Source organism: Kitasatospora sp. NPDC053308 (assembly GCF_055585785.1).
On sequence record NZ_JBVJJY010000037.1, the window covers coordinates 1 to 23695 of the forward strand.

Here is a 23695-nt window from a genome sequence, read left to right on the forward strand (position 1 = left end):
GAAAATCACCCGCAACGCCCCTCTCCGGGCCACCCCCTGCGCCGCCCCTTCCGCAGCGCGTCCCTCTCGCGGGGGCGGGTGAGGGGGAGGTGGGGGGTGGAGGGTGGTGGGTGTGGGTGGGTGGGTGGGTGGGTGGTGCTGGGGGTCAGGTGGTGGGGATGCCGGGGAAGGGGGTGGTGGGGGCGCCCCAGTGGTGGGCGCGGAGGGTGGAGTCGCGGAGGGCTTGGGCGGCGGGGAGGCGGTGGGGGGTGGGGAGGGCGGCGACCAGGTCGGCGTAGACGGTGGTGAGGCGGGTTTCCAGGTGAGCGGCGAGTTTGGTGGCGTCGGTGGGGGAGGTGACGGGGAAGGGGAGCTGGTAGCCGCCGGCGGCGGGGGTGGGGGTGGTGCCGAGGGTGGTGAGGAGGCGTTGCCAGGTGTCGCGTTGGGCCTGGTGGGCGGTGTAGGCGGTGCGGGCGTCGGCGCGCTGGGGGTCCGCCGGGAGGCGGGCGCCGACGACGCCGTAGCCGTAGACGGCGGCGTGTTCGGCGGCGAGGGCGTTCTGGAGGGCGGTGAGGGCGGCGGCGGGGGTGGGGGTGGCTGTCGTGGGGGTGGTGGTGCGGGCGGGGGACGGGGGGACGGGGGCGCCCAGGGCCGTGGCGTGGAGCGTGTTGGCCGCGGCGATGGAGGCGAGCAGGCGGGCGAGCGACGGGCCGGCTGCGTCGAGGTCGGCGAGGTGGGCGTCGGCGGTCCGGAGTTCCAGGGCGGCCAGGTCGGCGGGGGTGGGGTCGGCGGTGGGGGACGGGGTGGCCGAGGAGGACAGGCTTTCGGCGAGGGCGGCGCGGTGGAGGGCGGTCTCGGCGCGGAGGTCGGGGTTCCCGGCCAGGGCGTCGTAGCCGGCGAGGAGGGCGTCGGTGGCGGCGAGGGCGCGGAGGCGGACGGGGGTGTCCGGGTCCGGGCGCAGACCTCCGGTGCCGGGGGTGTGGTCGGCGGTGCAGGCGGTGAGGGTGAGCAGTCCGAGGGCCAGGAAGGTCCGTCGGCTAAGCGGCTGCATCGCGGTCACTCCGGGGCGTGTACGGGAGGACGGCCTCCCCGCCTGCCCTCGTTGGCGTGAATGATGGCAGAGTCCCCACCGTTCCCGGGCCGGTGTGAGCTTGCTCGCAGTCGGTGGTGCCCGAGCGGTCCTGGATGGTCCGGAATCGGTGGTTGGGGGCTTCACCGGCTAGGCTTTGGGCCGAGCTGCCGTGACCCGGTGTGGCGCCGAGGGCGCGGGGCGACCTTCTGACAACAGCAGACGCGGCCGAGGAGTCCACCCGGATGAGCACCACCCACACCGACCGGCTGCGAGCGTTGCTGGAGCCGCTGGCCGTTCAGGCCGGACTGGACCTGGAGGACGTCAGGGTCACCAAGGCGGGCAGCCGCCGGCAGGTGCAGATCGACGTCGACACCGACGGCGGCGTGGACATGGACACCATCGCCGAGTTCAGCCGGGTGGTCGGCGAGGCCCTGGACGCGTCGGACCTGATGGGTGACGAGGCCTACCTGCTGGAGGTCGGTTCGCCGGGGGCGGAGCGCCCGCTGGTGCTGCCCCGGCACTGGCAGCGGGCCGAGGGTCGGCTGGCCAAGATCCACCTGGCGGACGGCGGGGAGATCGTCGCCCGGGTGCTGGAGGCCGACGAGGACGGCGCGCTGGTCGAGGTGCAGCCGGTGAAGGGGCGCGGCCGCCCGAAGGAGCGCCGTCTGGAGTACGGCGAGGTGGCCCGGGCCCGGGTCCAGGTCGAGTTCAACCGCAAGGAAGACGAGAAGCTCCTGGACGAGGCCGCCGACTTCGACGAGGGGGAGGACGGCGCCGAGTGACCCCCGGGTGCCGTACGACCATGACGAACGTGACGAAAGACGAGGAGGCGTAGCCGTGGACATCGACATGAGTGCCCTGCGCACGCTGGTCAACGAGAAGAACATCCCCTTCGACCTGCTGGTCGAGTCCATCGAGTCCGCCCTCCTCACCGCGTACCACCGCACCGAGGGCTCGCGCCGCCGCGCCCGGGTGCACCTGGACCGCAAGAGCGGCCACGTCACCGTGTGGGCCATGGAGGACCCGGCGGAGCTGGACGAGGGCGTCGAGCCCAAGGAGTTCGACGACACCCCGAACGGCTTCGGTCGGATCGCGTCCAGCATCGGCATCCAGGTGATGATGCAGCGCCTGCGCGACGCCGCCGACGACCAGACCTTCGGCGAGTACGCGGGCAAGGAGGGCGACATCGTCACCGGTGTCGTCCAGCAGGGCAACGACCCGAAGAACGTGCTGGTCGACATCGGCAAGCTGGAGGCCATCCTGCCGCCGCAGGAGCAGGTCCCGGGCGAGGACTACCGGCACGGCACCCGGCTGAAGTGCTACGTGGTGGCCGTGCGCCGGGGTGTGCGCGGGGCGTCCGTGACGCTGTCGCGCACGCACCCGAACCTGGTGAAGAAGCTGTTCGCGCTGGAGGTCCCGGAGATCGCGGACGGCAGCGTGGAGATCGCGGCCATCGCCCGTGAGGCCGGCCACCGGACCAAGATCGCGGTCTGGTCGCGCCGCCAGGGCCTGAACGCCAAGGGCGCCTGCATCGGCCCGATGGGCGCCCGGGTGCGCGCGGTGATGGGCGAGCTGCACGGCGAGAAGATCGACATCGTCGACTGGTCGGAGGACCCCCGGGAGATGGTCGCCGCCGCGCTGTCCCCCGCGCGGGTGACCAGCGTGGAGATCGTCGACGCCGCGCAGCGCTCCGCCCGGGTGATCGTGCCGGACTACCAGCTGTCGCTGGCGATCGGCAAGGAGGGGCAGAACGCCCGCCTGGCCGCCCGGCTCACCGGGTGGCGGATCGACATCCGGCCGGACACCGAGGGCCAGTCGGAGGACGGCGGCCGGCCCCAGTAATCGGGTGGCCGTCGGCCCGTGGTCGGTGTTGTCGTAGCCGTCCCCGCCGGTCCCCCGGGATCAGCGGGGCGGCGCCATGTCGCTTCGGAGGGGTAGACTTGCCTTCGTCTGGCCGGACGCATGTCCGAGCACGCCCGGAACGCACCTGCGTGGGCTGCCGCAAGCGCGCGGCCAAGCACCAGCTGTTGCGTGTCACGGCGGTCGAGGGCGAGTGCGTCCCCGATCCCCGTGGCGCACTGCCGGGCCGGGGTGCTCACCTGCACCCCGACCCGGGCTGCCTCGACCTCGCGGTCCGCCGTCGGGCGTTCCCCCGGGCCTTCCGGCTCCAGGGCGCGCTCGACACGGAGCGGCTCCGCGGGTTCATCGAGGAGCGGGCAGGCGGAGCCTCCTAGGCCCCCTCCCGCGACGGCCGCCGCTCCACGCGGCGGAGAACCACCGCAACAAGCACAGCGCTCGGTCAGCCGCGCGCCGTGCCACCAGTCAGGTACCTCGCGATGTGGAAGTAGGTCGAGATTGCGATGAGCACTCGATGAGTACGCGATGAGTACGCGATGGGTACGCCCATGAAGTAGCGACAGTCCGGCGGACGAGACCCCCGGACTCATAGACAGGAGTGAAGTGGCTAAGGTCCGGGTTTACGAACTCGCCAAGGAGCTTGGCTTGGAGAGCAAGGCCGTCATGGCCAAGCTCACCGAGCTCGGTGAGTTCGTCCGTTCGGCGTCCTCGACGATCGAGGCGCCGGTCGTGCGCAAGTTGACTGACGCGCTTGGTGTGGCCCCCACCGGTGGTGGTTCCGCTGCCAAGCCGGGCCCGCGGAAGACCGCGGCGCCCTCCCCCGCCGCCGGCTCGGGTGCCCCGAAGCCGGGGGCTCCGACCCCGGGTCCGCGCCCCGGCGCGACCCCTGGTCCCCGTCCGACGCCGGCCGCCGCGGCTCCCGCCGCTCCGGCCGCCCCCGCCCCGGCGGCCCCGAAGCCGGCCGGCGGCCCGACTCCGGGTCCGCGTCCGGCCGCGCGTCCCGCCGCTCCGGCGGCCCCGGCCGCGCCCGCGGCCGAGTTCTCCTCGCCGGCTCCGGCCGGTGACGCCCCGCGTCCGGCCGCCCAGGCTCCGCGCCAGGGCGGGCAGGCCACCGGCGGTGCCCGTCCGGGCCCGCGTCCGGCCGGCCCGCGTCCGGGCAACAACCCGTTCACCTCGGGCAGCGCCACCGGCATGGGTCGCCCCGGCGACCGTCGCCAGGGTGCGCCGGGTGGTGCTCCGGGTGCCGGTGCGCCGCGTCCCGGTGGCGACCGTCCGCGTCCGGGCGGCGACCGTCCGCGTCCCGCCGGTGCCCCGGGTGCCGGTGCGCCGCGTCCCGGTGGCGACCGTCCGCGTCCGGGTGGTGCTCCGGGTGCCGGTGCGCCGCGTCCCGGTGGTGCCCCGCGTCCCGGTGCTCCGGGTGCCGGCGCCCCCCGTCCGGGTGGTGCCCCGCGTCCCGACGGCATGCCCCGTCCGGCCGCGCCGCGTCCCGGCGGCCCGACCCCGTCCGGCATGCCGCGCCCGAACCCGGGCATGATGCCGCAGCGTCCGGCCGGCCCGCGTCCGGGTCCGGGTGGCCGTGGTCCGGGTGGCCCCGGTGGCCGTCCGGGTGGTCCGGGTGCCGGTGGCGCCCGTCCGGGCTTCCAGGGTCGTCCGGCCGGTCCGGGCTCGCGTCCGGCCGGTGGCGGCGGCTTCGGCGGCCCGCGTCCCGGTGGCGGTGCCCCGGGTGGCGGCGGCGGCTTCGGCCCGCGTCCCGGCGGCTTCGGCGGTCGTCCCGGCGGTCCGGGTGCCCGTGGTGGCACGCAGGGCGCCTTCGGTCGTGGCCCGGGCGGTCGCCCGGCGCGCGGTCGCAAGTCGAAGCGGGCGAAGCGCCAGGAGTACGAGGCCATGCAGGCCCCGTCCGTCGGCGGTGTGATGCTGCCTCGCGGCAACGGCCAGACCGTTCGCCTGTCGAGCGGCGCCTCGCTGATGGACTTCGCGGAGAAGATCAACGCCAACCCGGCCGCGCTCGTCTCCGTCATGTTCAACCTCGGTGAGATGGTCACCGCGACCCAGTCGGTCTCCGACGCCACGCTGCAGCTGCTGGCGGACGAGATGGGCTTCGTCCTGGAGATCGTCAGCCGGGACGACGAGGACCGCGAGCTGCTGGAGTCGTTCGACATCGACTTCGGCGCGAACGAGGGCGACGAGGACCAGCTGGCCCCGCGCCCGCCGGTCGTCACCGTCATGGGTCACGTCGACCACGGTAAGACCCGCCTGCTGGACGCGATCCGCAAGTCCAACGTGGTGGCCGGCGAGGCCGGTGGCATCACCCAGCACATCGGTGCGTACCAGGTCGTCACCGAGGTGAACGGCGAGCAGCGCCCGATCACCTTCCTCGACACCCCGGGTCACGAGGCGTTCTCCGCCATGCGTGCCCGTGGTGCCAAGTCCACCGACATCGCGATCCTGGTGGTCGCGGCCAACGACGGTGTCATGCCGCAGACTGTCGAGGCGCTGAACCACGCCAAGGCCGCCGGTGTGCCGATCGTGGTCGCCGTCAACAAGATCGACGTCGAGGGCGCCGACCCGACCAAGGTCCGCGGTCAGCTGACCGAGTTCGGCCTGGTGGCCGAGGAGTACGGCGGCGACACCATGTTCGTCGACATCTCCGCCCGCCAGGGCCTGCACATCGACCAGCTGCTGGAGGCCGTGGTCCTGACCGCGGACGCCTCGCTGGACCTGCGGGCCAACCCCGAGCAGGACGCGCAGGGTATTGCCATCGAGGCGCACCTGGACAAGGGCCGCGGCGCCATGGCGACCGTCCTCGTCCAGCGCGGCACCCTCCGCGTCGGCGACTCGATCGTCGTGGGCGACGCCTACGGCCGCGTCCGCGCGATGCTGGACGAGAACGGCAACAGCCTCTCCGAGGCCGGCCCGTCCCGCCCGGTGCTGCTGCTCGGTCTGACCTCGGTGCCCCGCGCCGGCGACAGCTTCATCGTCGTCGACGAGGACCGCACCGCCCGTCAGATCGCCGAGAAGCGCTCGGCCCGCGACCGCAACGCCGCCTTCGCGCAGCGTCGGGTCCGGGTGTCCCTGGAGGACCTGGACAAGGCCATCGCCGCCGGCTCCATCGAGCAGCTCAACCTCATCATCAAGGGTGACGTCTCCGGTTCGGTCGAGGCCCTCGAGGACGCCCTCGTCAAGCTGGACGTGGGCGAGGAGGTCGAGCTCCGGGTCCTGCACCGCGGTGTGGGTGCCATCACCGAGTCCGACGTGGACCTGGCGATGGGCTCGGACGCCATCATCATCGGCTTCAACGTGCGCGCCGAAGGCCGTGCGCGCACCGCGGCCGAGAAGGAAGGCGTGGACGTCCGGTACTACTCGGTCATCTACCAGGCGATCGAGGAGATCGAGAACGCCCTCAAGGGCATGCTCAAGCCGGAGTACGAGGAGGTGCGCCTCGGCGCCGCGGAGATCCGCGAGGTCTTCCGCTCCTCCAAGTTCGGCAACATCGCCGGTGTCCTGGTCCGCGACGGAGTCATCCGCCGCAACGCCAAGGCCCGCCTGCTGCGCGACGGCAAGGTCGTGGCGGAGAACCTCTCGATCGAGGGCCTGCGCCGCTTCAAGGACGACGCGACCGAGGTCCGCGAGGGCTTCGAGGCCGGTGTGACCCTGGGGTCGTTCAACGACATCAAGGTCGACGACGTCATCGAGACCTACGAGATGCGCGAGAAGCCGCGCGCCTAGTCGGTGTCAGCCGGGGCCGGTCGACGGGTGGTATTTCCGTCGACCGGCCCCGGTCTCGCTGTGTAGGGTCCGGGGGTAGTCAGACGTAGCGGCTCCGGCCCTTGCCGGGCCGCCCCCGAGGCCTTCCAGGTCGGCGAGACCTGTCACACATGTTCGTCGGAACACTCACCTTCGACCTGCTGCTGGGCGACGTCCACTCGCTCAAGGAGAAGCGTTCGATCGTGCGGCCCATCGTGGCCGAACTGCAGCGCAAGTACAGCGTGTGCGCTGCCGAGACCGGGAACCAGGATCTGCACCGCCGGGCCGAGATCGGCCTCGCGGTGGTGTCCGGCGAAGCCGGGTACGTCACCGAGGTCCTGGACAGCTGTGAGCGGTTGGTCGCCGGCCGCCCCGAGGTGCAGCTCCTCTCCGCGAGGAGGAGGTACCACAACGACGACGACGAATGAGAGCTGTGGAGCCGGCCGGCGGAAGTCGCCGTTCTCACACAGATCAGGACCGAGAGCGCCCGCAAGGCCGGGCGCGGGCCGGTACTTTGGGGCGTGGGCCCCGACGGGTGCGCAGCTCGCCCGGGTACCGGGCCCACTGCACGAGGAGGCAACGTGACCGACACCGCAAGGGCGCGCAAGCTCGCCGACCGCATCCAGGTGGTCGTCGCCCAGACCCTGGAGCGGCGGATCAAGGACCCGCGACTGGGGTTCGTGACCATCACCGACACCCGGGTGACCGGCGACCTGCGCGAGGCCACCGTCTTCTACACCGTCTTCGGTGACGAGACCGAGCGCCAGGCCACCGCGGCGGCGCTGGAGAGCGCCAAGGGCGTGCTCCGCTCCGAGGTCGGCAAGCAGACCGGGGTGCGCTTCACCCCGTCGCTGACCTTCGTCGCGGACGCGCTGCCGGAGAACGCCCGGAACATCGACGACCTGCTCGACCGGGCCCGGCTCTCCGACGCCGAGGTGCGCACGCAGGCCGCGGGGGCGACCTACGCCGGCGACGCGGACCCGTACCGGGTTCCGGCGTCCGAGCGTGACGACGAGGACGAGTAGTCATGGCGGGTGAGCCGGCGCAGGCCGCCTCGCGAGCCGGATCGACCACGGGGGCGTCCTCCACCAGCACGGTGGAGGGTGCCCTCGCGGCGCTCCCGGCCCCGCGCGCCGAGGAGAGCGGGTTCGAGCTGGTCTGGCAGCAGGTGGTGGCGGAGATCGGGCGGGCCCGTTCGATCGACCTGATCTGCCACATCTGCCCCGACGGCGACGCGCTGGGCTCCTCGCTGGCGGCCGCCCTGGCGCTGCGCGCGCTCGGCAAGGAGGTGCGGGTCTCGTTCGGCGACGACCCGCAGATCGTGCCCGAGTCGCTGGCCTTCCTGCCCGGCCAGGAGCTGATCGTGCCGGCCGCCGAGGTGCCGGACGTGCCGGAGCTGGTGCTCTGCTTCGACGTGGCCGCGGAGAGCCGGCTCGGCCTGCTGCACGACAAGGCCTTCGCCGCGCCCGTCCTGGTGGTGTTCGACCACCACGCCTCCAACCCGGGCTTCGGGACCCACCAGTTGATCGATCCGACCGCACCGGCCACCGCCGTGCTGGTCGACGAACTGCTGCGCCGGCTCGGCGTCGGGCTCGATCCGGACCTGGCCACCTGCCTCTACACCGGTGTCGCCACCGACACCGGCTCGTTCAAGTACCGGGCCACCACGCCCGCCACCCACGAACTCGCCGGACGGCTGCTGGCCACCGGCATCCGGCACGACCTGATCTCCCGGCAGCTGTGGGACACCTCCTCCTTCGGCTACCTCAAGGTGCTCGCGGGCGCCCTCGACCGCGCCGTCTACGAGCCGGAGGCGGCCGGCGGCCTGGGCCTGGTGTGGACCTGGGTGCCGTACCAGGACCTGGCGCTGTTCAGCGTCACGGTCGAGGAGATCGAGGGGCTGATCGACATCCTGCGCCGCCCGGCCGAGGCCGAGGTGGCGCTGGTGCTCAAGCAGGACCCGGACGGCACGCTGCGCGGCTCCTCGCGCTCCAAGGGCGCGGTGGACGTCGCCGCGGCCTGTGCCGAACTGGGCGGCGGGGGGCACGTCTACGCGGCCGGATTCAGCGTCCGGGAGGACGTGGCCGCGGTGGTCGAGCGGTTCCGCGCCGCGCTGCGGCCGCTACCGTGACCCCCTGCTGACGTTGTCCGAAGTTTCCAGAGAAAGAACTCGATGAAGCGCAAAGGCACCGGCCCGGACGGCCTGGTGATCGTGGACAAGCCCGAGGGCATCACCTCGCACGGGGTCGTCGCCAAGCTGCGGTGGCTGGCCGGGACCCGGAAGGTCGGGCACGCGGGCACGCTGGACCCGATGGCCACCGGCGTGCTGGTGATCGGCGTCGAGCGGGCCACCCGGCTGCTCGGCCACCTGATGCTCACCGCCAAGACCTACGAGGCGACCATCCGGCTCGGCCAGACCACGGTCACCGACGACCGGGAGGGTGAGGTCACCGCCTCCACCCCGGCCGACGCCGTCACCCGGGAGGCGATCGACGCCGGGATCGCGGCGCTCACCGGCGAGATCATGCAGGTGCCGTCCAAGGTCAGCGCGATCAAGATCGACGGCAAGCGCTCGTACGCGCGGGTGCGCGAGGGCGAGGACTTCGAGCTCGCGGCCCGGCCGACCACGATCCACTCCTTCCGCGTGCACGAGCAGCGCGGCGCGGTCGCCGAGGACGGCACGCCGGTGATCGACCTGGACGTGACCGTCGAGTGCTCCTCCGGCACCTACATCCGGGCCCTCGCCCGGGACCTGGGCGCCGGGCTGGGCGTCGGCGGGCACCTGACGGCGCTGCGGCGCACCAAGGTCGGCCCGTACGGGGTGGAGTCGGCGCACACCCTGGAGCAACTGGAGGCCGCGGTCACCGGCGACGCCCCCGCGGGGCTGCAGGTGCTGCCGATCGGGGAGGCCGCCGCGGCCGCCTTCCCGCGCTGGGACCTGGACGAGGCCTCGGCGGAGAAGCTGTCGCACGGCGCCCGGCTCAAGGCGCCCGGAATCGGCGCGGACGGACCGATCGCGGTGTTCGGGCCGGACGGGCGCTTCCTCGCGCTGGTGGAGGAGAAGGGCGGGCAGGCGAAGCCGGTCGCGGTGTTCGTCGGCTGACGGTCCCGCACGACCGCTCGTGACCCCGTCGGGAGATCCTCCCGGCGGGGTTTTCCCGTGGGGGCGCATTCACCGGTTCGGGGGAGCGCGAGAGGTGAACGACCGTGGTGAGCGGCGCGGGCGCGGTCGGGCCGCCCCCTCGGCGGGCAGGCTCCCGGCGGTGAACGGGCGACGGTCGAGGGGGCCATGCATGGCGGGGTTCTCGGAGGGCGATCCGGGGCGGTTCCTGCTGCGGATCCGCGACCTCAACGGGCGGCTGCACGGCTTAGGGTTCGTGGCCGACCCGCAGGGCGGCGTGCTCACGGCGTACGAGAGCGTGGCCGGCCTGGACCGGGTCGTCCTGCACACCCCGGGCGGGCAGACCCGGGTGCTCGGCCCGGACGCCGTCCTGCCGCTGCCCGAGCACGGGCTCGCGCTGCTGCGCACCGACGCGGTCGGCGGGGTGCCGGTGCCGCCGCTGCCGGTGGCCGCCGTCGGCGCCGGGCCCGAGGTGCTGCTGCCCGCCCTGGTGGGCGAGGACGGCCGGGCGGTCGCGCTGCGCTGCGGGCTGCTCGGGGTCACCGGCGCCGCCTACGGCGGTCACCTGCTGGGCGGGGTGCTGCTGCTGGACGTGCCGGTGGTCGCGGGTGTCGCGGTGCCGGCCGGCTCGCCGGTGCTGGACGCCCGCAGCGGGGCGGTGGTCGCGCTGGCCGCGCCCGCCGTCCGGGAGCCGGGGCGGGGCGGGCCGCTGCCCGCGGTGGCGGCGGGCGGCGGGGCGGTGCTGGTCGCCGACGCGCTGGCCGGCCTGCTGGCGCGCAACGCGGCGGCCGTGCCCGCGTACGGTCCGGCGCTCAACCTCGCCGGGGTGCTGCGGCTGACCGCCGCCCAGCTGGCGGCCGCCGGGGCCGGGCCGGGGCGGGTGGCCGGGCTGGCCGCCGACCGGGTGGACCGGCCGGACGGCCTGGCCGGGGACGAGCCGGGCACGACCGTCACCGCGCTGGTCGGCGCCCCCGGCAGCGGGCGCTCCACCGAACTGGCCGCGCTGGCCGTGCGCCGCTCCGGCGGCGCGCACCCGCTGCCCACCCTCTGGCTGCGCGGCGCCGACCTGCGCGCCGAGGACCGTTCGCTCGCCGAACCGGTGGAGCGCGCGCTGGCCGCGGCGGCGGCCGCACTGGGCATCCCGGCGCCCGCGCCGGAACCGGTGGCGGCGCTGTGCGCCGCGGCGGGGCGGCCGCTGCTGGTCGTCCTGGACGGCCCGGAGGAGGCCCCGGTGGGGCTGGACGCGCGCTGGCTGCGCGGCGCCGGGCAATGGCTGACCGGCTGCGGGGCCCGGCTCCTGACGGCCTGCGGCGAGGAGCTCTGGGAGCGGCTGGCGGCCGAGCCCTGGGGCGGCGGCGCACCGGCCGCGGCGCGCGCGCAGGAGCCGCACCCGGACGGCGACCTGGCCAGCGCCCCCACCGTGCGGATGGACGGCGCCGGCCCGGGCGCGCCGAGCCTGGCCGGGCACCGGCTGGGCCCGCTGCCGACCGAGGCCGCCGAGCGGGTCCGCCGCCGGTACGGGCTGCCGCCCGGCCGCCCGGCCGCCGCCGAGGACGCCCGGCACCCGCTGGCCGTACGGCTGGCCGGGGAGCTGTGGGCCGAGGGGCTGCGCGACGGGCCCGCCGGCCGGGGCGACCTGTTCGGCGCCTTCCTCGACCTGCGCTGTCTGCGGGTCGCCCAGCGGCTGGCCGAGGACGGCCGCGCACGCCGCCCCGGCGCCCACCGGCGGGGCACCGCCCGGCCCGGCGGACCGCGCCACGGGCGGGTGCGCCGGCTCGCGGCGGCGGTGGCCGGCCGGGTCCACGAGGCGGCCCGGCGGATGCTCGGCAGCGAGCCGGGCGGGCTGGACCGGACGACCTTCGAGGAGCTGTTCCCGGTCGACGGCGGCTGGGCCACGGCGGTGCTCGCCGAGGGCCTGTTCGTCCCGGCCGGGCCCGGGTTCCGTTTCGCGCACGGCGAGTTCGCGGACTGGCTGCAGGGCCTGCACCTGGACCTGGACGCGGCGCTGCGGCTGCTGCTCGGCGAGGCCGCGGACACGCCCCCCGCGCCCGCCGACGGCCCGCCCGGCCCCGGCCGGGGCCCCGCGGCGAACTCCGTGCCCCGGCACCGGATCGGCCCGGTCGCCGCCGCGCTGCGCCGGGTGGCCGAGACCTGGGGCGCGCCCGCCCTGGACCCGTGGCTGCACCGGATCTGGCGGGCGCTGGACCTGCGCCCGCCCGGCAGCGAACCCGCCTGGTGGGCGGCCCGGTTGCTCACCGCCGGGCTGGCCGCCAGCCCGGACCCGGCCGAACACCGGGCGCTGCTCGACCAGTTGGCGGGCCGGATCGCCGAACGGGCCGCCGCCGTGGGCGGGGCGGCCGCGCTCCCGGCCGCCGGGCTCGGCCGCTTCGGCCCGGCGTTCTGGACCGGCCTCGGCCTGCCGGTCGAGGCCGAACTCGCCCTGCTGCGCCACCTGGTGGTCGCCGACGGCCCCGGGCAGCGGTTCCTCGGGGCGGTGGCCGAACGGCTGCGGGCCGACCCGGTCACGGTGTTCCCGCTGCTCTGCGCCTGGTTCGACGATCCGCGCGGCCTGCCGGGCCGGGCCGGCGCCGGCGGGTGCACGAGTGTCGCCGACCTCGCGCACGACCTGCTGTACGCACACCGGCGGCTCGCCCTCGACGAGTTGGCCGACGCGCTGGCCGCCGCCGCGCACCCGCGGGCGGACGCCCTGCTCACCGTGCTCGCCGCGCAGGAGCCGTCCGCGCTCTGCCGCGCGGTGGACCGCTGGAGCCACGACCGGCGGCCCGAGCGGCACGTCGCGGCGGCCGTGCACGCGCTGCGGACCGCCCCGCACGCGACCGGGGCCGGGGCCGAACTGCTGCGGTTCACCGCGCTGACCCTGCTCGCCCGCGAGGACGAACCGGGGCTGCACGGCGCCGCGCTGGCCCTGCTGGTCGCCGACCCGGTGACCAGGGCCGAGCACCTCCCGGCCGCGCTCGCCCTGCACCGGGCGGGTGGCGACGCCTTCCTCACCCCGAGGGCGCTCGCCCCGGCCCTGGAGAGCGACCCGGAGCCCGTCCTGGCCGCGCTCGCCGAGCGGCTGGCCACGCCCGGCGCGGCCACTGCCGAGACGCTGCGGGTGCTGGCGGACGCCGCCGCCCCGGTGGCCGTCCGGCGGGGTGCCGAGCTGGCGGCCCGGCTGCTGCGCGCGCACCCGGGGCTGGCCGGCCCGGTCGCGGTCGACTACCTCGGCCGCCGGCTGGCCCGCGCCGCCGCGGTCGGCCCGGCCGACCGGCTGGAGCTGCGGGTGCTGCTCGGCGCCGCGCTGGCCGCCCGGACGGCGACGGTGCGCAGGCCGTTCGCCGAGGTGCTGTCGGTGCCGGTGGCGGACCCGGCGGCGGACGCGCTGCGCTGCGAGCTGCTGGACACCCTCCTCGCCACCGAGACCGACCCGGCGGTGCTGACCGTCGCCGTCGAGCGGCTGGCCGAGCACTGCGCGGCCGAGAAGCCCGCCCGGGTCCGCGCGGTCCTGGCCCGGGCGGTCCCCGCGCTGCCGGGCGCCGACGAGCTGCTGGTGCGCTGCGCCGGCCGCTGCGCGGCCTTCGCCCGGCTGCTCGTCCGGTGGCCGCGGGACGCCGCTCCGGCCGCGCCGGACGGCCCCCGGCTGGCCCGGATGCGGGCCCTGGCGGCGGCCGGCCGGGACCCGCAGTACGCCGCGGCCGAGGCGGAGCGGACCGCGCCGGACCGGGCGGTGCGTCCGCCGGTGCGCTCAACCCGTATTCCGGTGCCTGAGCCGGGGCAGGCGCATGGCACGCTATAGGGGTTCGGGTTTTGAGCGTTTGAGCGTACAGAGGGTACGCGCCGTACGGAACAAGGAGCGGTCAGGTGCAGCGCTGGCGTGGCCTGGAGGAGATCCCCGGTGACTGGGGACGCAGCGTCGTCACCATCGGCTCGTTCGACGGGGTGCACCGCGGACATCAGCTGATCATCGGGCAGGCGGTCGAGCGGGCCCGCGAGCTCGGCCTCCCCGCGGTCGTGGTGACCTTCGACCCGCACCCGCGCGAGGTCATCCGCCCGGGCAGCCACCCGCCGCTGCTCGCGCCGCACCCGCGGCGGGCCGAGCTGATCGCCGGACTCGGCGTGGACGCGGTGCTGGTGCTGCCGTTCACCACCGAGTTCTCGCAGGAGTCCCCGGAGACCTTCGTCCGGCAGGTCCTGGTGGACGCCCTGCACGCGCGGGTCGTCATCGAGGGCCCCAACTTCCGCTTCGGGCACCGGGCGGCGGGGGACGTCGCGCTGCTGGCCGAGCTGGGCCGGGCGGACGACTTCGAGGTCGAGGTGGTCGACCTGCAGGTGTGCGGCACGGCCGGGGACGGCGAGCCGTTCTCCTCCAGCCTGACCCGCCGGCTGGTCGAGGCCGGGGACATGGCGGGTGCCAACGAGGTGCTGGGCCGCCCGCACCGGGTCGAGGGCGAGGTGGTGCGCGGCGCGCAGCGCGGCCGGGAGCTGGGCTACCCGACCGCGAACGTCGAGACCGTGCCGCACAGCGCGATCCCGGCCGACGGCGTGTACGCGGGCTGGCTGACCGCCGACGGCGAGCGGATGCCGGCGGCGATCTCGGTCGGCACCAACCCGACCTTCGACGGCACCGCCCGCACGGTCGAGGCGTACGCCATCGACCGGGTCGGCCTGGACCTCTACGGGATGCACGTCGCCGTGGACTTCCTGGCCTACCTGCGCGGGATGGAGAAGTTCGACTCCATCGAGGCGCTGCTGGACCGGATGGCCGACGACGTCAAGCGCGCCCGCGAGCTGACCGACGGGGTCTGAACCCCGGTGACGCGCAAGGGCCCGCCGACCTGCTGGTCGGCGGGCCCTTCCGCGTGCCGTCACTGCTGCGGGGACGCCTGCGGCGGGTAGCCGTAGCCGGGCGGCGGCGGGGGCTGGTGGCCGTCCGGCGCGGGCGGGTAGCCGTAACCGGGGCCGGGCTGCGGGGCGCCGTGCTGGGGCGGCCAGGGCTGCTGGGCCGGCGGGTAGCCGTAGCCGGGCGGGGGCGGCGGGGTCTGGCCGGGCTGCGGGGTCTGGCCGGGCTGCGGCGCCCACGGTGCGCCGGGGGCGGGCTGCGGGGCCGGCGCGGGCTGGGCCGGGTACGGCTGCGGCTGGGGGGCCTGCGGCTGCTGCCAGGCGGCCTGCTGCGCGGCGGCCTGCTGGGCCCGGGCGATGTCCTCGCCGACCAGGGTGGCCAGCTCGAAGTACGCCTCGCGGACCTTGGGCCGCATCATGTCGAGGTTGACCTCGGCACCGGCTGCCAGGCTCTCGTCGAACGGCACCACGACCACGCCGCGGCAGCGGGTCTGGAAGTGCGCGACGATGTCCTCGACCTTGATCATCTTGCTGGTCTCGCGCACCCCGGAGACCACCGTGATGCTGCGCTGCACCAGGTCCGCGTAGCCGTGCGCGGAGAGCCAGTCCAGGGTGGTCGAGGCGCTGGAGGCGCCGTCCACGCTGGGAGTGGAGACGATGATCAGCTGATCGGCCAGGTCCAGCACCCCGCGCATCGCGCTGTACAGCAGACCGGTGCCGGAGTCGGTCAGGATGATCGGGTACTGGCGGCCCAGCACGTCGATCACCTGGCGGTAGTCCGAGTCGTTGAAGGTCGTGGAGACCGCCGGGTCGACGTCGTTCGCCAGGATCTCCAGACCCGAGTTCAGGTCCTGCGAGGTGAACTGACGGATGTCCATGTAGCTGCGCAGGTGCGGGATGGCCGTCACCAGGTCGCGGATGGTCGCGCCGGTCTGGCGCTTGACCCGGCGGCCCAGGGTGCCGGCGTCCGGGTTGGCGTCGATCGCGATCACCTTGTCCTGGCGCTCGCTGGCCAGGGTCGCGCCGAGCGCGGTGGTGGTCGTGGTCTTGCCGACGCCGCCCTTGAGGCTGATCACGGCGATCCGGTAGCAGCTCAGCACAGGGGTGCGGATGATCTCCAGCTTGCGGGCCTTCTCGGCCGCTGCGGCCTTGCCGCCGAACTGGAACCGGGGCTGCTGGCGCTGCTGCTTGGGCTGGCTGCGCAGCAGCCGGTCCGAGGAGAGCTCCACGGCGGCGGTGTAGCCGAGCGGGGCGCCGTGGGCGGTCTGCTGCGGGGCCGCGGACTGCTGGAACGCGGCGGGCTGCTGGGTCTGCGGCTGCTGCTGCCACGGCTGGGCGGGACCCGGCTGCTGGGCCTGCTGCGGCTGGGGCTGGCCGGGCTGGGCCTGCTGCGGCTGGGGCTGGCCGGGCTGGGCCTGCTGCGGCTGGGGCTGGGCCGGCTGCTGGTAGGCGGCGGGCTGCGGCCAGCCGCCCTGGCGCGGGTCCACCGGACCGGGTTGCGGGGCGGGAGCAGGAGCGGGGGCGGGGGCCGGCTGCTGGGCCTGCGCCTGCGCCGCCTGTGCCGCGTGCTGCGCCTGGGCCTGAGCCGCCCAGGCGGCCTGCGGGTCCCACGCGGCCTGCTGGTCCTGCGGCGGGACCGCCGGGGCGGCCGGCTGCGGGTACGCCTGGGGGACGGGCTGCGCCGGCGCGGCGGGCGCGGGGGCCGCCGGGTACGGCTGCGGCGCGGACTGCTGCGCCAGGGCCTCGGGTGTCGGCCAGCCCGGGGCGACGGCCTGCGGCTGCTCGGCGCCGGAGGCCGGGGCCTGCGCCGGGGCGGGTGCCGGGTGCGGCGACGGGGACGCCGCCGGGAACGGGACGTGCTGGGCCTCGGCCTGGACCGGCGGCACCGGGGGCACGGGCGAAACGGGCGCGGGGGCGGTGGCGGGCACCGGGCTCGGCGCGGCCTCGGCCCGGGGCGCGGGGGCCGGAGCCGGGACCTGCGCCGCCGCCTCCACGGCGGGAGCGGGGCTCGGCGCGGGTGCCGATGCCGGTGCCGAGGCGGCGGGTGTCGGTGCAGCAGGTGCCGGAGCGGGCACGGGAGTCGGCGCCGGGGCCGCTGCCGGCCCGTCGGCCGGTCCGGCGGGCGCGCTCACCGGAGCCGCCGTCGGGGCCGCTGTCGAGGCCGCCGTCGGGGCCGGCGCGGCGGCCGGGCCCTCCGTCTGCACGTACCAGGACGGGGGAGTGTAGTCAGGCGCGTCCGACCAGTCGTCGTCGTCCTCCGCCGCGTTGTCGCCGACGTAGACGCCGTCCCGATCGCTGCTCACTCTGGCTCCCTCGTGTTCGCCGCCGCTTGTTCAGCGGTGCCGTTGCCGCATCCCAGACTAGGCCGTACGGCAAGCCCCGTTGAAGGCGGCTTCGGTTCCGCGGCGGCCCGCCGGGTGCGGCGGGCCGGCGCTCAGTCCATCCGGCGCGGGCCGCCGAGCACCTGCTGCTCGGACTGCCCGGCCACGGCCCGGACGTACTGCCGCCGCATCCGGGTGGCCCACAGGGTGAGGTCGTCGCCGAGGGTCGGCAGCGTGGCCACGTCCTCGGGCGGGAGCGACAGCACCCGGCCGGTCAGTTCCGCCTCCTGCGGGGAGATCCGCTGCACGCCGACCAGGTCGGCGGCGTTGAGCACCCGGGAGGCGTTCGGGCCCAGGTAGGGCAGCAGCGTCAGGGTGGTCTGCCAGGGCGCGGCGGAGAGCCGGCTGCGCGGCGGGCGGGCGCCGAGGTCGCGCACCACCAGCACCGGCGAGGCCACCGAGGCACCCTGCGGGCCGAGCCGGCCGACCTGGTGGACCGTCACGCACGGCTGCCCGCCGCCGGCGGCCTGGGCCATCGGGCCCCAGAGCTGTCCGCGGGCCGTCTCCACCACGACCCGGGCGCCGATCGCGGCCGCCCGCAGCGCGATGATCTGCGCCGTCCACATGCCGCCGACCAGGACCAGGTCGTACGCGCTGGGGCGGAACAGGCCGAGCACCGCGGGCAGCCCCTGCGGGTCGACGCCGATGACCACGCCGTCGTCGCCGACCGGGAAGGCCAGCGCGGCGAGGTCGGCCGCCTCCAGGACGTGCTTCTCCCGGCGCGGGCCGCGCAGCCCGAAGCCGGGCAGGATCCGCGGGCGGACCCGGCGCTGCTCGGTACCGGGCTGCGGGCCGAGCGCGGGATAGGTCTGGTACGCCATCAGGACGCTCCTCCCAGCGGCAGGGTGGCGAGCATGCCGGGGGCCTGCTCCAGGTCGAGCCGGACGAGGCCGAGGCCGGCGCTCTGCGCCCTGGTCTCCACCTGGCGGCCGACCTGGGCGACCTCGCTCTCGCTGCGCCCGGTCACCCGCAGGTGGCCGCTGATGGTCACCGAGCCGCCGGTGCCGTGCCCGGCGGTGAGGCTGAAGGTGCTGGCCAGCGCCGGGGTGCCGGTGATCAGGTTGACCAGGTCCGGCGCGGCGATCCGGCCGGGGGCGCCGCCGGGGCGGCTGAGCTGCGGCCAGCGGGAGATCCAGTAGGTGGAGTGCCAGCGGTCGTCGATCCGCCAGAACCGGTTGCCCTCCTGGGTGCGGCGGGTGGTGCCGCCGCCGCTGCCGGTGCCCTGGCGGCCGGCCACCGCGATCGGGTTGGCGCAGGTGGAGATGGCCAGGGCGGAGATCAGCTCGCGCTCGTCCAGGACGGTCGCGTTGAACCCGGCGCTGTTGAGCCGTCCGGCGAGTTGGTCGGTCACCCGCTGGAGCGCCTTGCGGGCGCCCTCCTCGCCGCCGCCGCGGGCGCGCACGGCGGCCGCCGCGCGCTCCGGGTCGAGCTTGAGCGCGATCCAGGTCAGCCGCAGCCCGGGGGTGGAGGTGCCGTCCGGCAGCTCCCGGTAAGCGCGGGCGGCCAGTGACTGCTCGGGCAGGTGCGGGGCCGGGGCGGGCTGGGTGTGCTGGACGAGCTGCACCGACTCCAGGGTGATGTCGTCCACCGTGAGCGCCGAGCAGATAACGTCCAGCGGCAGCGGGAGCGCGGTGCGCACCGGGCGCAGCGGCTGGTCCTTGGCCTGGACGAGCAGCAGCGAGCTGAGGAAGGTGCCGTCGCCGACCATGCCGGTCTCCCGGCGGACCGGGCGGCCGCCGAACTCGGCCTCGGTGGCGTGGGTGCAGGTGCGCAGCGCCGGTTCGAGCTCCAGCGCGGGCGCCAGCGCCGGGTCGGTGCCGGCCGGCGGCAGCAGCGTGCGGGCCTGCTTGCGGCGGGACTTGAGGGCGGACCGCACCAGCAGCAGTTCGGGGACGGTCCGGCCGCGCACCGGGACGGCCGCGAGGACGAGCAGGACCAGCGCGACCGCGCCGAAGCCGGCCGCGACCGGGCGGCTGATCGTCCAGCCGACCGCGACCAGCGCCGCCGCGACCTCGACCAGGACGAGCTGTTGGAGCTTCAACCGGCCGCCGAGCAGCCCGGGTCGGGGATTGACGCGCGCCTGGACGGCGCCGCCGCCGTGGTTCGGCTGCGGTCCGCCGGGCGCCGCTCCGGTGGTCGGTCCGCCGCGCCGGGCCCGGCCGGACCGGCGCGGTCCCCCGCCGCCCGCGCTGCGCCGGCGTCCTGGAGCGGTCTGGCTTGGCATCCCCCGGTGGCCCTCTCTGATCCGTTGTCGCGGCCCGGCTGGCTGGTTCGCGGACCGTACCCGTACCGTACTCACCGTCCGCTGCCGCATCGTAGAGGGTTCGCGCCGGTGCGCGCCCGGCGGGTGGACCAGGGGCAGGCCGGTCGGACGGCGTCCGACGAGGGCCGAAGACGTCTGACGGCGTCTGGACACGTCTGACAAGGGGGACGACGAGGATGGCATCGCGCCGGGACGAGCTCAACGCGTACACCTTCGCCCGCAAGCGCACGGTCGGGGCGTTCCTGCTGCCCGCCGGCGGCGGCAGTGACGAGGACGCGCCGCGTCCGGTGAAGGCGGTGCTGCCGAGCATCCTGGCCGGTGCGGTGGTGGTGGCCGGGTTCGGGCTGTGGGGGGTGTTCAAACCCAGTGCCCCGCTGAAGTGGGACGACGGCACGAACGTCATCCAGGGCAAGCAGTCGACCACCCGCTACGTGGTGCTGACGGACCCGGACGGCAGGACCAAGCGGCTGCACCAGGTGCTCAACATGTCCTCGGCGCGGCTGGTGCTGCCCGCCAACGCCAAGGTGGTGGTGGTCGACGACGGGGTGCTCGACCGGTACCCCAACCACGGCCCGACCATCGGCATCCCGTACGCGCCGGACAAGTTGCCGGCCCGGGACAACGCGAGCAAGCCGATGAAGTGGGCGGTGTGCGACCGTCCGGGGTCGGACGACAAGCAGGAGACCGTCAACCAGGCGGTGTTCGTGGCGGCGGGCCCGGACGCGGCGGCGCTCGCGGCCAAGGACCGGATGCTCGGCCCGGACCAGCTGATGCTGGTGCAGCAGGCCGACGAGCAGCAGGTCTCCGCGGCGCCGGCGCCCGGGCAGCAGGCCGCCGGCGGCCCGAAGGTCTTCCTGGTGGACGCGCAGGGCCGCAAGCACGAGATCGGCACTCCGCAGTCGGACGACAAGGAGCGCAAGTCGCTGATCACCGCGGTCTTCGGGCCCAACGCGGTGCCGCAGCGGGTCAAGCGGGACTGGCTGGACACTCTGGTCAACGGCACCCCGATCACCTTCCCGCAGGTCAAGGGCGTGGCCGACACCCCGAACCCCAACTCCAGTGTGCAGCTGGGGAACCCCGCCGACCACCGGGTCGGACGGCTGGTGCACTACCAGGACCGCCACTACGTGGTCGGCGAGGACCGGCTCTACCTGGTCACCGCGTTCCAGGCGGAGCTGATCCGGCAGAACCCGGCGTACCAGATGCTCTACAAGTACGACCAGGACAAGAAGCCGCGCAGCGACGAGATGACCCCGGCCGACCAGGCCCTGGTCGGCAGCGACACCCCGCTGCCCGGCACCGCGGCGGACTGGCCGCTGAAGACCGGTGCGCCGGTGAACAACTGGCAGGACCGCCAGGACGCCCGGCTGGTGGTGTGCAGCACCTTCGACGGCATCGCCGAGGACGGCAAGACGCCCAAGCGCAGCGTCTGGGCGGGGACTTCGTACCCGGCGGCGTACAACAACGGCGCCGGCGCGGCGTACGTGACCCCGGGCCACGGTCTGTTCTACCGGGCGCTGGACCACGCCATGACGGCCTCCGGAACGGACTTCCTGATCACCGAGACGGGGCTGCGCTACGCCGTCCCGTCCAACGGGGACGGTCCCGGCGCGACGCCCGCGCCGGGCGCCAAGCCCGGCCAGAGCGGGGCCCCGAAGCCCCCGGGCGCGCAGTCCGCGGCCCCGACCGCGGGGGCGCCGGACCAGTCGGGCCAGCAGCCCGGTCAGCCGCAGGACGAACCCGGCGGCAACCAGGCCCGGTTGGGCCTCCAGGGGGTCCAGCCGCTGCCGGTGCCGAAGGAGTGGTCGGACCTGGTGCCGGCCGGTCCGCCGCTGACGGCGAAGAGCGCCGCGCAGCCGCAGAACGCCTGACCGGCCAAGCGCGGTGCGGGAATTGGCCGCCGTGTCATGGTCTGGTAACTACTCAGTGTTCGGTGTTGGGTGAGTTGCGTGTGCCGACTACAGTGCTGGTGGACATCACACGGGTGATGCGACGGTGGGGCCCTCCGGGGCCCTCCGTACACGCAATGTTGTCTCATGGGGGACGGTAGAGCATGGCTCAGGGTCAGTTCACGATGACCGCGCAGGAGATGCTGGCTTTCGCCAACCAGATCGAGCAGGCCATCGGCAAGATCGAGGCTGAGAAGACCAAGCTGATCAGCACGGTCACGGGCATCACCGCCGGCTGGCAGGGCCAGGCGGCGACCGCCTACACCAACCTGCAGAACAAGGTCAACGAGGACATCGCGAAGCTCAAGGAGTCGCTGACCGCGATCAAGCACGCGATCGAGCTGACCACCAAGCACTACGCCACCACCGAGGAAGAGCAGAAGGCGCTGTTCGCCAACGCCCAGGGCTGATCGCCGAACCCGCGCTGATCGCCGGACCGTTCCGAACCGCCGTCCGACGGGGTGTCCGCCGCTGACCGCGGAGCGCCCCCATCCTCGTCAAGGGAGACAACACCGTGTCCGACCACATCCTCGTCAACTTCGAGACCGTCCACCACGCCGCCGAGGAGGTCAAGGCGTCGGCCGCCCGCATCGAGCAGATGCTGAGCGACCTGAAGAAGGACGTCACCCGCATCGCCCAGAGCTGGCAGGGCAAGGCCCAGGAGGGCTACAACGTCCAGCAGGCCAAGTGGGACTCCGCCGCCAACGACCTGCACACCACCTGCACGCAGATCGCGACCTCGCTGGAGAACGCCGCGCAGAGCTACCGCACCACCGAGAACAAGAACGCCCAGCTCTGGGGCAACCACTGACCGCGCGTTCCCGCCGATGAGGAGCGGGAACGCACGGGAGTGACAGGGGGCGGGTACCCGGACTTCGGGGACCCGCCCTCCGGCGCGCGGCAAGGACGATCGACATGAGGGGTGGCAGGGTGGCCGGACGCGGGTACCGGAAGGCGGCCGCGGCACTGGCCGCGCTCGCGGTGCTGGGCGGTCCGCTCACCGCCCCGGCGCACGCCGACGGCGGGCCGGGGCTGGCCGCCGCGGGCGACTGCCCCAAGCCCGCGCCCGACGTGCAGACCGTGCCGTGGTCCCTGCAGCGCCTGCTGCTCGACGAGCTGTGGCAGGGCGGGAGGACCACCGGCGCGGGCGTCAAGGTCGCCGTCATCGACACCGGGGTCGACCGGACCAACCCGCAGCTGGCGGGCCAGGTCCCGACCGAGGACCCCAAGGCTGCTCCGGTGGACAAGGTCCAGGGCGGGTCCAACCTCCTGGTCAACCGGGAGACCAAGGAGAAGATCCCGGGCACGGCCCTGGAGGACCCGGTCGGCCACGGCACCAAGGTGGCCGGCATCATCGCCGCCCGCCGCAGCGACCGGAGCGGCTTCGTCGGTCTGGCACCGGACGCCCAGATCCTGTCGATCCGGCAGAACGACGGCGACGGCAACGGCGACGTCTCCACCCTCGTCGCGGCCATCAACGAGGCGGTCGCCGCCAAGGCCAGGGTCATCAACATCTCCCAGGACGTGCGCGGCGCGGGCGACGCCGGCTTCGGCGGCTACCCGGAGCTGAAGGCCGCCATCCAGCGGGCCGAGGATGCCGACGTCGTGGTGGTCGCCTCCAGCGGCAACGACGGCAAGGAGGGCGACACCTACCCGGGCGCCTTCCCGACCGTGCTCGCCGTCGGCGCCTCCGACCGCAACAACGAGCGGGCACCGTTCTCCCAGTACGGCTCGTTCGTGAAGGTCGCCGCACCCGGCGTCGACATGCTGTCCACGGTGCCCGTCAGCGGCCAGTGCGTGGACAACGGCACCAGCTTCGCCGCCCCGTACGTCTCCGGGCTGGCCGCGCTGCTGCGCGGTGCGCACCCGTCGTGGAAGGCCGCCCAGGTGCGCGCCTGGATCGAGCAGACCGCGCAGCGCACCCGGCGCGACCCGGACCCGTTCGTCGGCTGGGGCGTGGTGGACCCGGTCAAGGCGGTCACCAAGGCCCCCGAGGTCGCGCCGTTCGCGGCGGTCCCGGACGCCCCGGTGCAGCTCGCCTCCGCGCCGATCGTGCCGCGGCCGGTCGGGCTCGGCGAGACCCAGGCCGACCGCGACGGCCGCACCGCGACGTACGTCCTCGGCGCCGGCGCGCTGCTGGTCGCGCTGCTCATCGGCGGCGGCGTGGTGCTGCGCGACCACCGGCGCAGGTCCGCCGACTGATCCGGACCCGACCACCGGAGAACTCCTCCCCATCGATGAAGCGTCAGGGTGGCCGGACCACATGTCCGAACCCGACCCGTTCGGGGAAGACCTGCTGTACGACCTCACCCGTACGGGTGAAGGTTTCCGCACCGGACCGGCCGACCTGGCCGGCACGTCGTCGGCGCCCGGCGCGGTGGCGGCCGCGGCGGTCGTCACCGCTCCGCAGTGGCGGGGCGACCGGTAGCGGCCCCGGTGGGCGGGTGCCCGGACGCGGCGGTGCCCCGGGCTGGGGGAGGCCCGGGG

The 23695-nt window shown here is 75.2% G+C and carries 19 protein-coding genes; 15 read left to right on the forward strand and 4 right to left on the reverse strand.

What is annotated here, in order from left to right; genetic code table 11:
- Window positions 1-145: 145 nt before the first annotated feature.
- Window positions 146-1030 (reverse strand): ferritin-like domain-containing protein, encoded by an 885-nt coding sequence (locus tag ACZ6Y7_RS36925; RefSeq protein WP_465762375.1) that lies wholly within the window; start codon window positions 1028-1030, stop codon window positions 146-148.
- Window positions 1031-1293: 263 nt separating this feature from the next.
- Between ACZ6Y7_RS36925 and rimP the strand changes: the two genes are divergently transcribed.
- The 10 genes from rimP (at window position 1294) to ACZ6Y7_RS36975 (ending at window position 14582) form a co-directional block, all read left to right on the forward strand.
- Entirely contained in the window at window positions 1294-1833 is a 540-nt protein-coding gene (gene rimP, locus ACZ6Y7_RS36930) for a ribosome maturation factor RimP (RefSeq protein WP_402226332.1), read from the forward strand.
- A 55-nt stretch (window positions 1834-1888) separates the two neighbouring features.
- A complete protein-coding gene (gene nusA, locus ACZ6Y7_RS36935) occupies window positions 1889-2893 on the forward strand; it encodes a transcription termination factor NusA (protein WP_465762351.1) in 1005 nt (334 codons plus the stop codon).
- A gap of 149 nt (window positions 2894-3042) precedes the next feature.
- Complete coding sequence (locus ACZ6Y7_RS36940; RefSeq protein WP_465762352.1) at window positions 3043-3285, forward strand: YlxR family protein; 243 nt, start codon at window positions 3043-3045, stop codon at window positions 3283-3285.
- Window positions 3286-3511: 226 nt separating this feature from the next.
- On the forward strand, window positions 3512-6634 hold the full coding sequence (gene infB / locus ACZ6Y7_RS36945; RefSeq protein WP_465762353.1) for a translation initiation factor IF-2: 3123 nt from the start codon (window positions 3512-3514) through the stop codon (window positions 6632-6634).
- 149 nt (window positions 6635-6783) lie between these two features.
- Complete coding sequence (locus ACZ6Y7_RS36950) at window positions 6784-7080, forward strand: DUF503 domain-containing protein (protein ID WP_030289887.1); 297 nt, start codon at window positions 6784-6786, stop codon at window positions 7078-7080.
- A 153-nt stretch (window positions 7081-7233) separates the two neighbouring features.
- A complete protein-coding gene (rbfA, locus tag ACZ6Y7_RS36955; protein ID WP_402226343.1) occupies window positions 7234-7677 on the forward strand; it encodes a 30S ribosome-binding factor RbfA in 444 nt (147 codons plus the stop codon).
- Window positions 7678-7679: 2 nt separating this feature from the next.
- Complete coding sequence (locus tag ACZ6Y7_RS36960) at window positions 7680-8783, forward strand: DHH family phosphoesterase (protein WP_465762354.1); 1104 nt, start codon at window positions 7680-7682, stop codon at window positions 8781-8783.
- Between the two features lie 42 nt (window positions 8784-8825).
- Window positions 8826-9755 carry a tRNA pseudouridine(55) synthase TruB gene (gene truB / locus ACZ6Y7_RS36965; protein WP_465762355.1) on the forward strand — a complete coding sequence of 310 codons (930 nt, stop codon included), beginning with the start codon at window positions 8826-8828 and terminating at the stop codon, window positions 9753-9755.
- Between the two features lie 190 nt (window positions 9756-9945).
- Complete coding sequence (locus ACZ6Y7_RS36970) at window positions 9946-13572, forward strand: serine protease (RefSeq protein ID WP_465762356.1); 3627 nt, start codon at window positions 9946-9948, stop codon at window positions 13570-13572.
- Between the two features lie 65 nt (window positions 13573-13637).
- Window positions 13638-14582: a bifunctional riboflavin kinase/FAD synthetase gene (locus tag ACZ6Y7_RS36975; protein ID WP_465762357.1), complete on the forward strand. Its 945-nt coding sequence runs from the start codon at window positions 13638-13640 to the stop codon at window positions 14580-14582.
- 59 nt (window positions 14583-14641) lie between these two features.
- Here the strand turns inward: ACZ6Y7_RS36975 and ACZ6Y7_RS36980 are convergent, their stop codons facing one another.
- The 3 genes from ACZ6Y7_RS36980 to eccE form a co-directional block, all read right to left on the reverse strand.
- Entirely contained in the window at window positions 14642-16819 is a 2178-nt protein-coding gene (locus ACZ6Y7_RS36980; RefSeq protein WP_465762376.1) for a MinD/ParA family ATP-binding protein, read from the reverse strand.
- Window positions 16820-17049: 230 nt separating this feature from the next.
- The gene (locus tag ACZ6Y7_RS36985; protein WP_465762358.1) at window positions 17050-17817 is read right to left on the reverse strand and encodes a hypothetical protein; all 768 of its coding nucleotides are present in this window, start codon (window positions 17815-17817) and stop codon (window positions 17050-17052) included.
- On the reverse strand, window positions 17817-19220 hold the full coding sequence (gene eccE, locus ACZ6Y7_RS36990) for a type VII secretion protein EccE (RefSeq protein ID WP_465762359.1): 1404 nt from the start codon (window positions 19218-19220) through the stop codon (window positions 17817-17819). The genes ACZ6Y7_RS36985 and eccE overlap by 1 nt, the downstream gene beginning before the upstream one ends.
- A 215-nt stretch (window positions 19221-19435) precedes the next feature.
- On the opposite strand from eccE, the gene ACZ6Y7_RS36995 reads away from it, so the two are divergent.
- From ACZ6Y7_RS36995 to ACZ6Y7_RS37015, 5 genes are all read left to right on the forward strand, one after another.
- Complete coding sequence (locus ACZ6Y7_RS36995; protein ID WP_465762360.1) at window positions 19436-21130, forward strand: type VII secretion protein EccB; 1695 nt, start codon at window positions 19436-19438, stop codon at window positions 21128-21130.
- A gap of 182 nt (window positions 21131-21312) precedes the next feature.
- A complete protein-coding gene (locus ACZ6Y7_RS37000; RefSeq protein ID WP_465762361.1) occupies window positions 21313-21618 on the forward strand; it encodes a WXG100 family type VII secretion target in 306 nt (101 codons plus the stop codon).
- 104 nt (window positions 21619-21722) lie between these two features.
- Window positions 21723-22019: a WXG100 family type VII secretion target gene (locus ACZ6Y7_RS37005; protein ID WP_465762362.1), complete on the forward strand. Its 297-nt coding sequence runs from the start codon at window positions 21723-21725 to the stop codon at window positions 22017-22019.
- A gap of 104 nt (window positions 22020-22123) precedes the next feature.
- Window positions 22124-23410, forward strand: a complete 1287-nt coding sequence (gene mycP, locus ACZ6Y7_RS37010) for a type VII secretion-associated serine protease mycosin (protein ID WP_465762363.1) — start codon at window positions 22124-22126, stop codon at window positions 23408-23410.
- Between the two features lie 61 nt (window positions 23411-23471).
- Entirely contained in the window at window positions 23472-23636 is a 165-nt protein-coding gene (locus ACZ6Y7_RS37015; RefSeq protein ID WP_465762364.1) for a hypothetical protein, read from the forward strand.
- The last annotated feature ends 59 nt before the right edge of the window (window positions 23637-23695 follow it).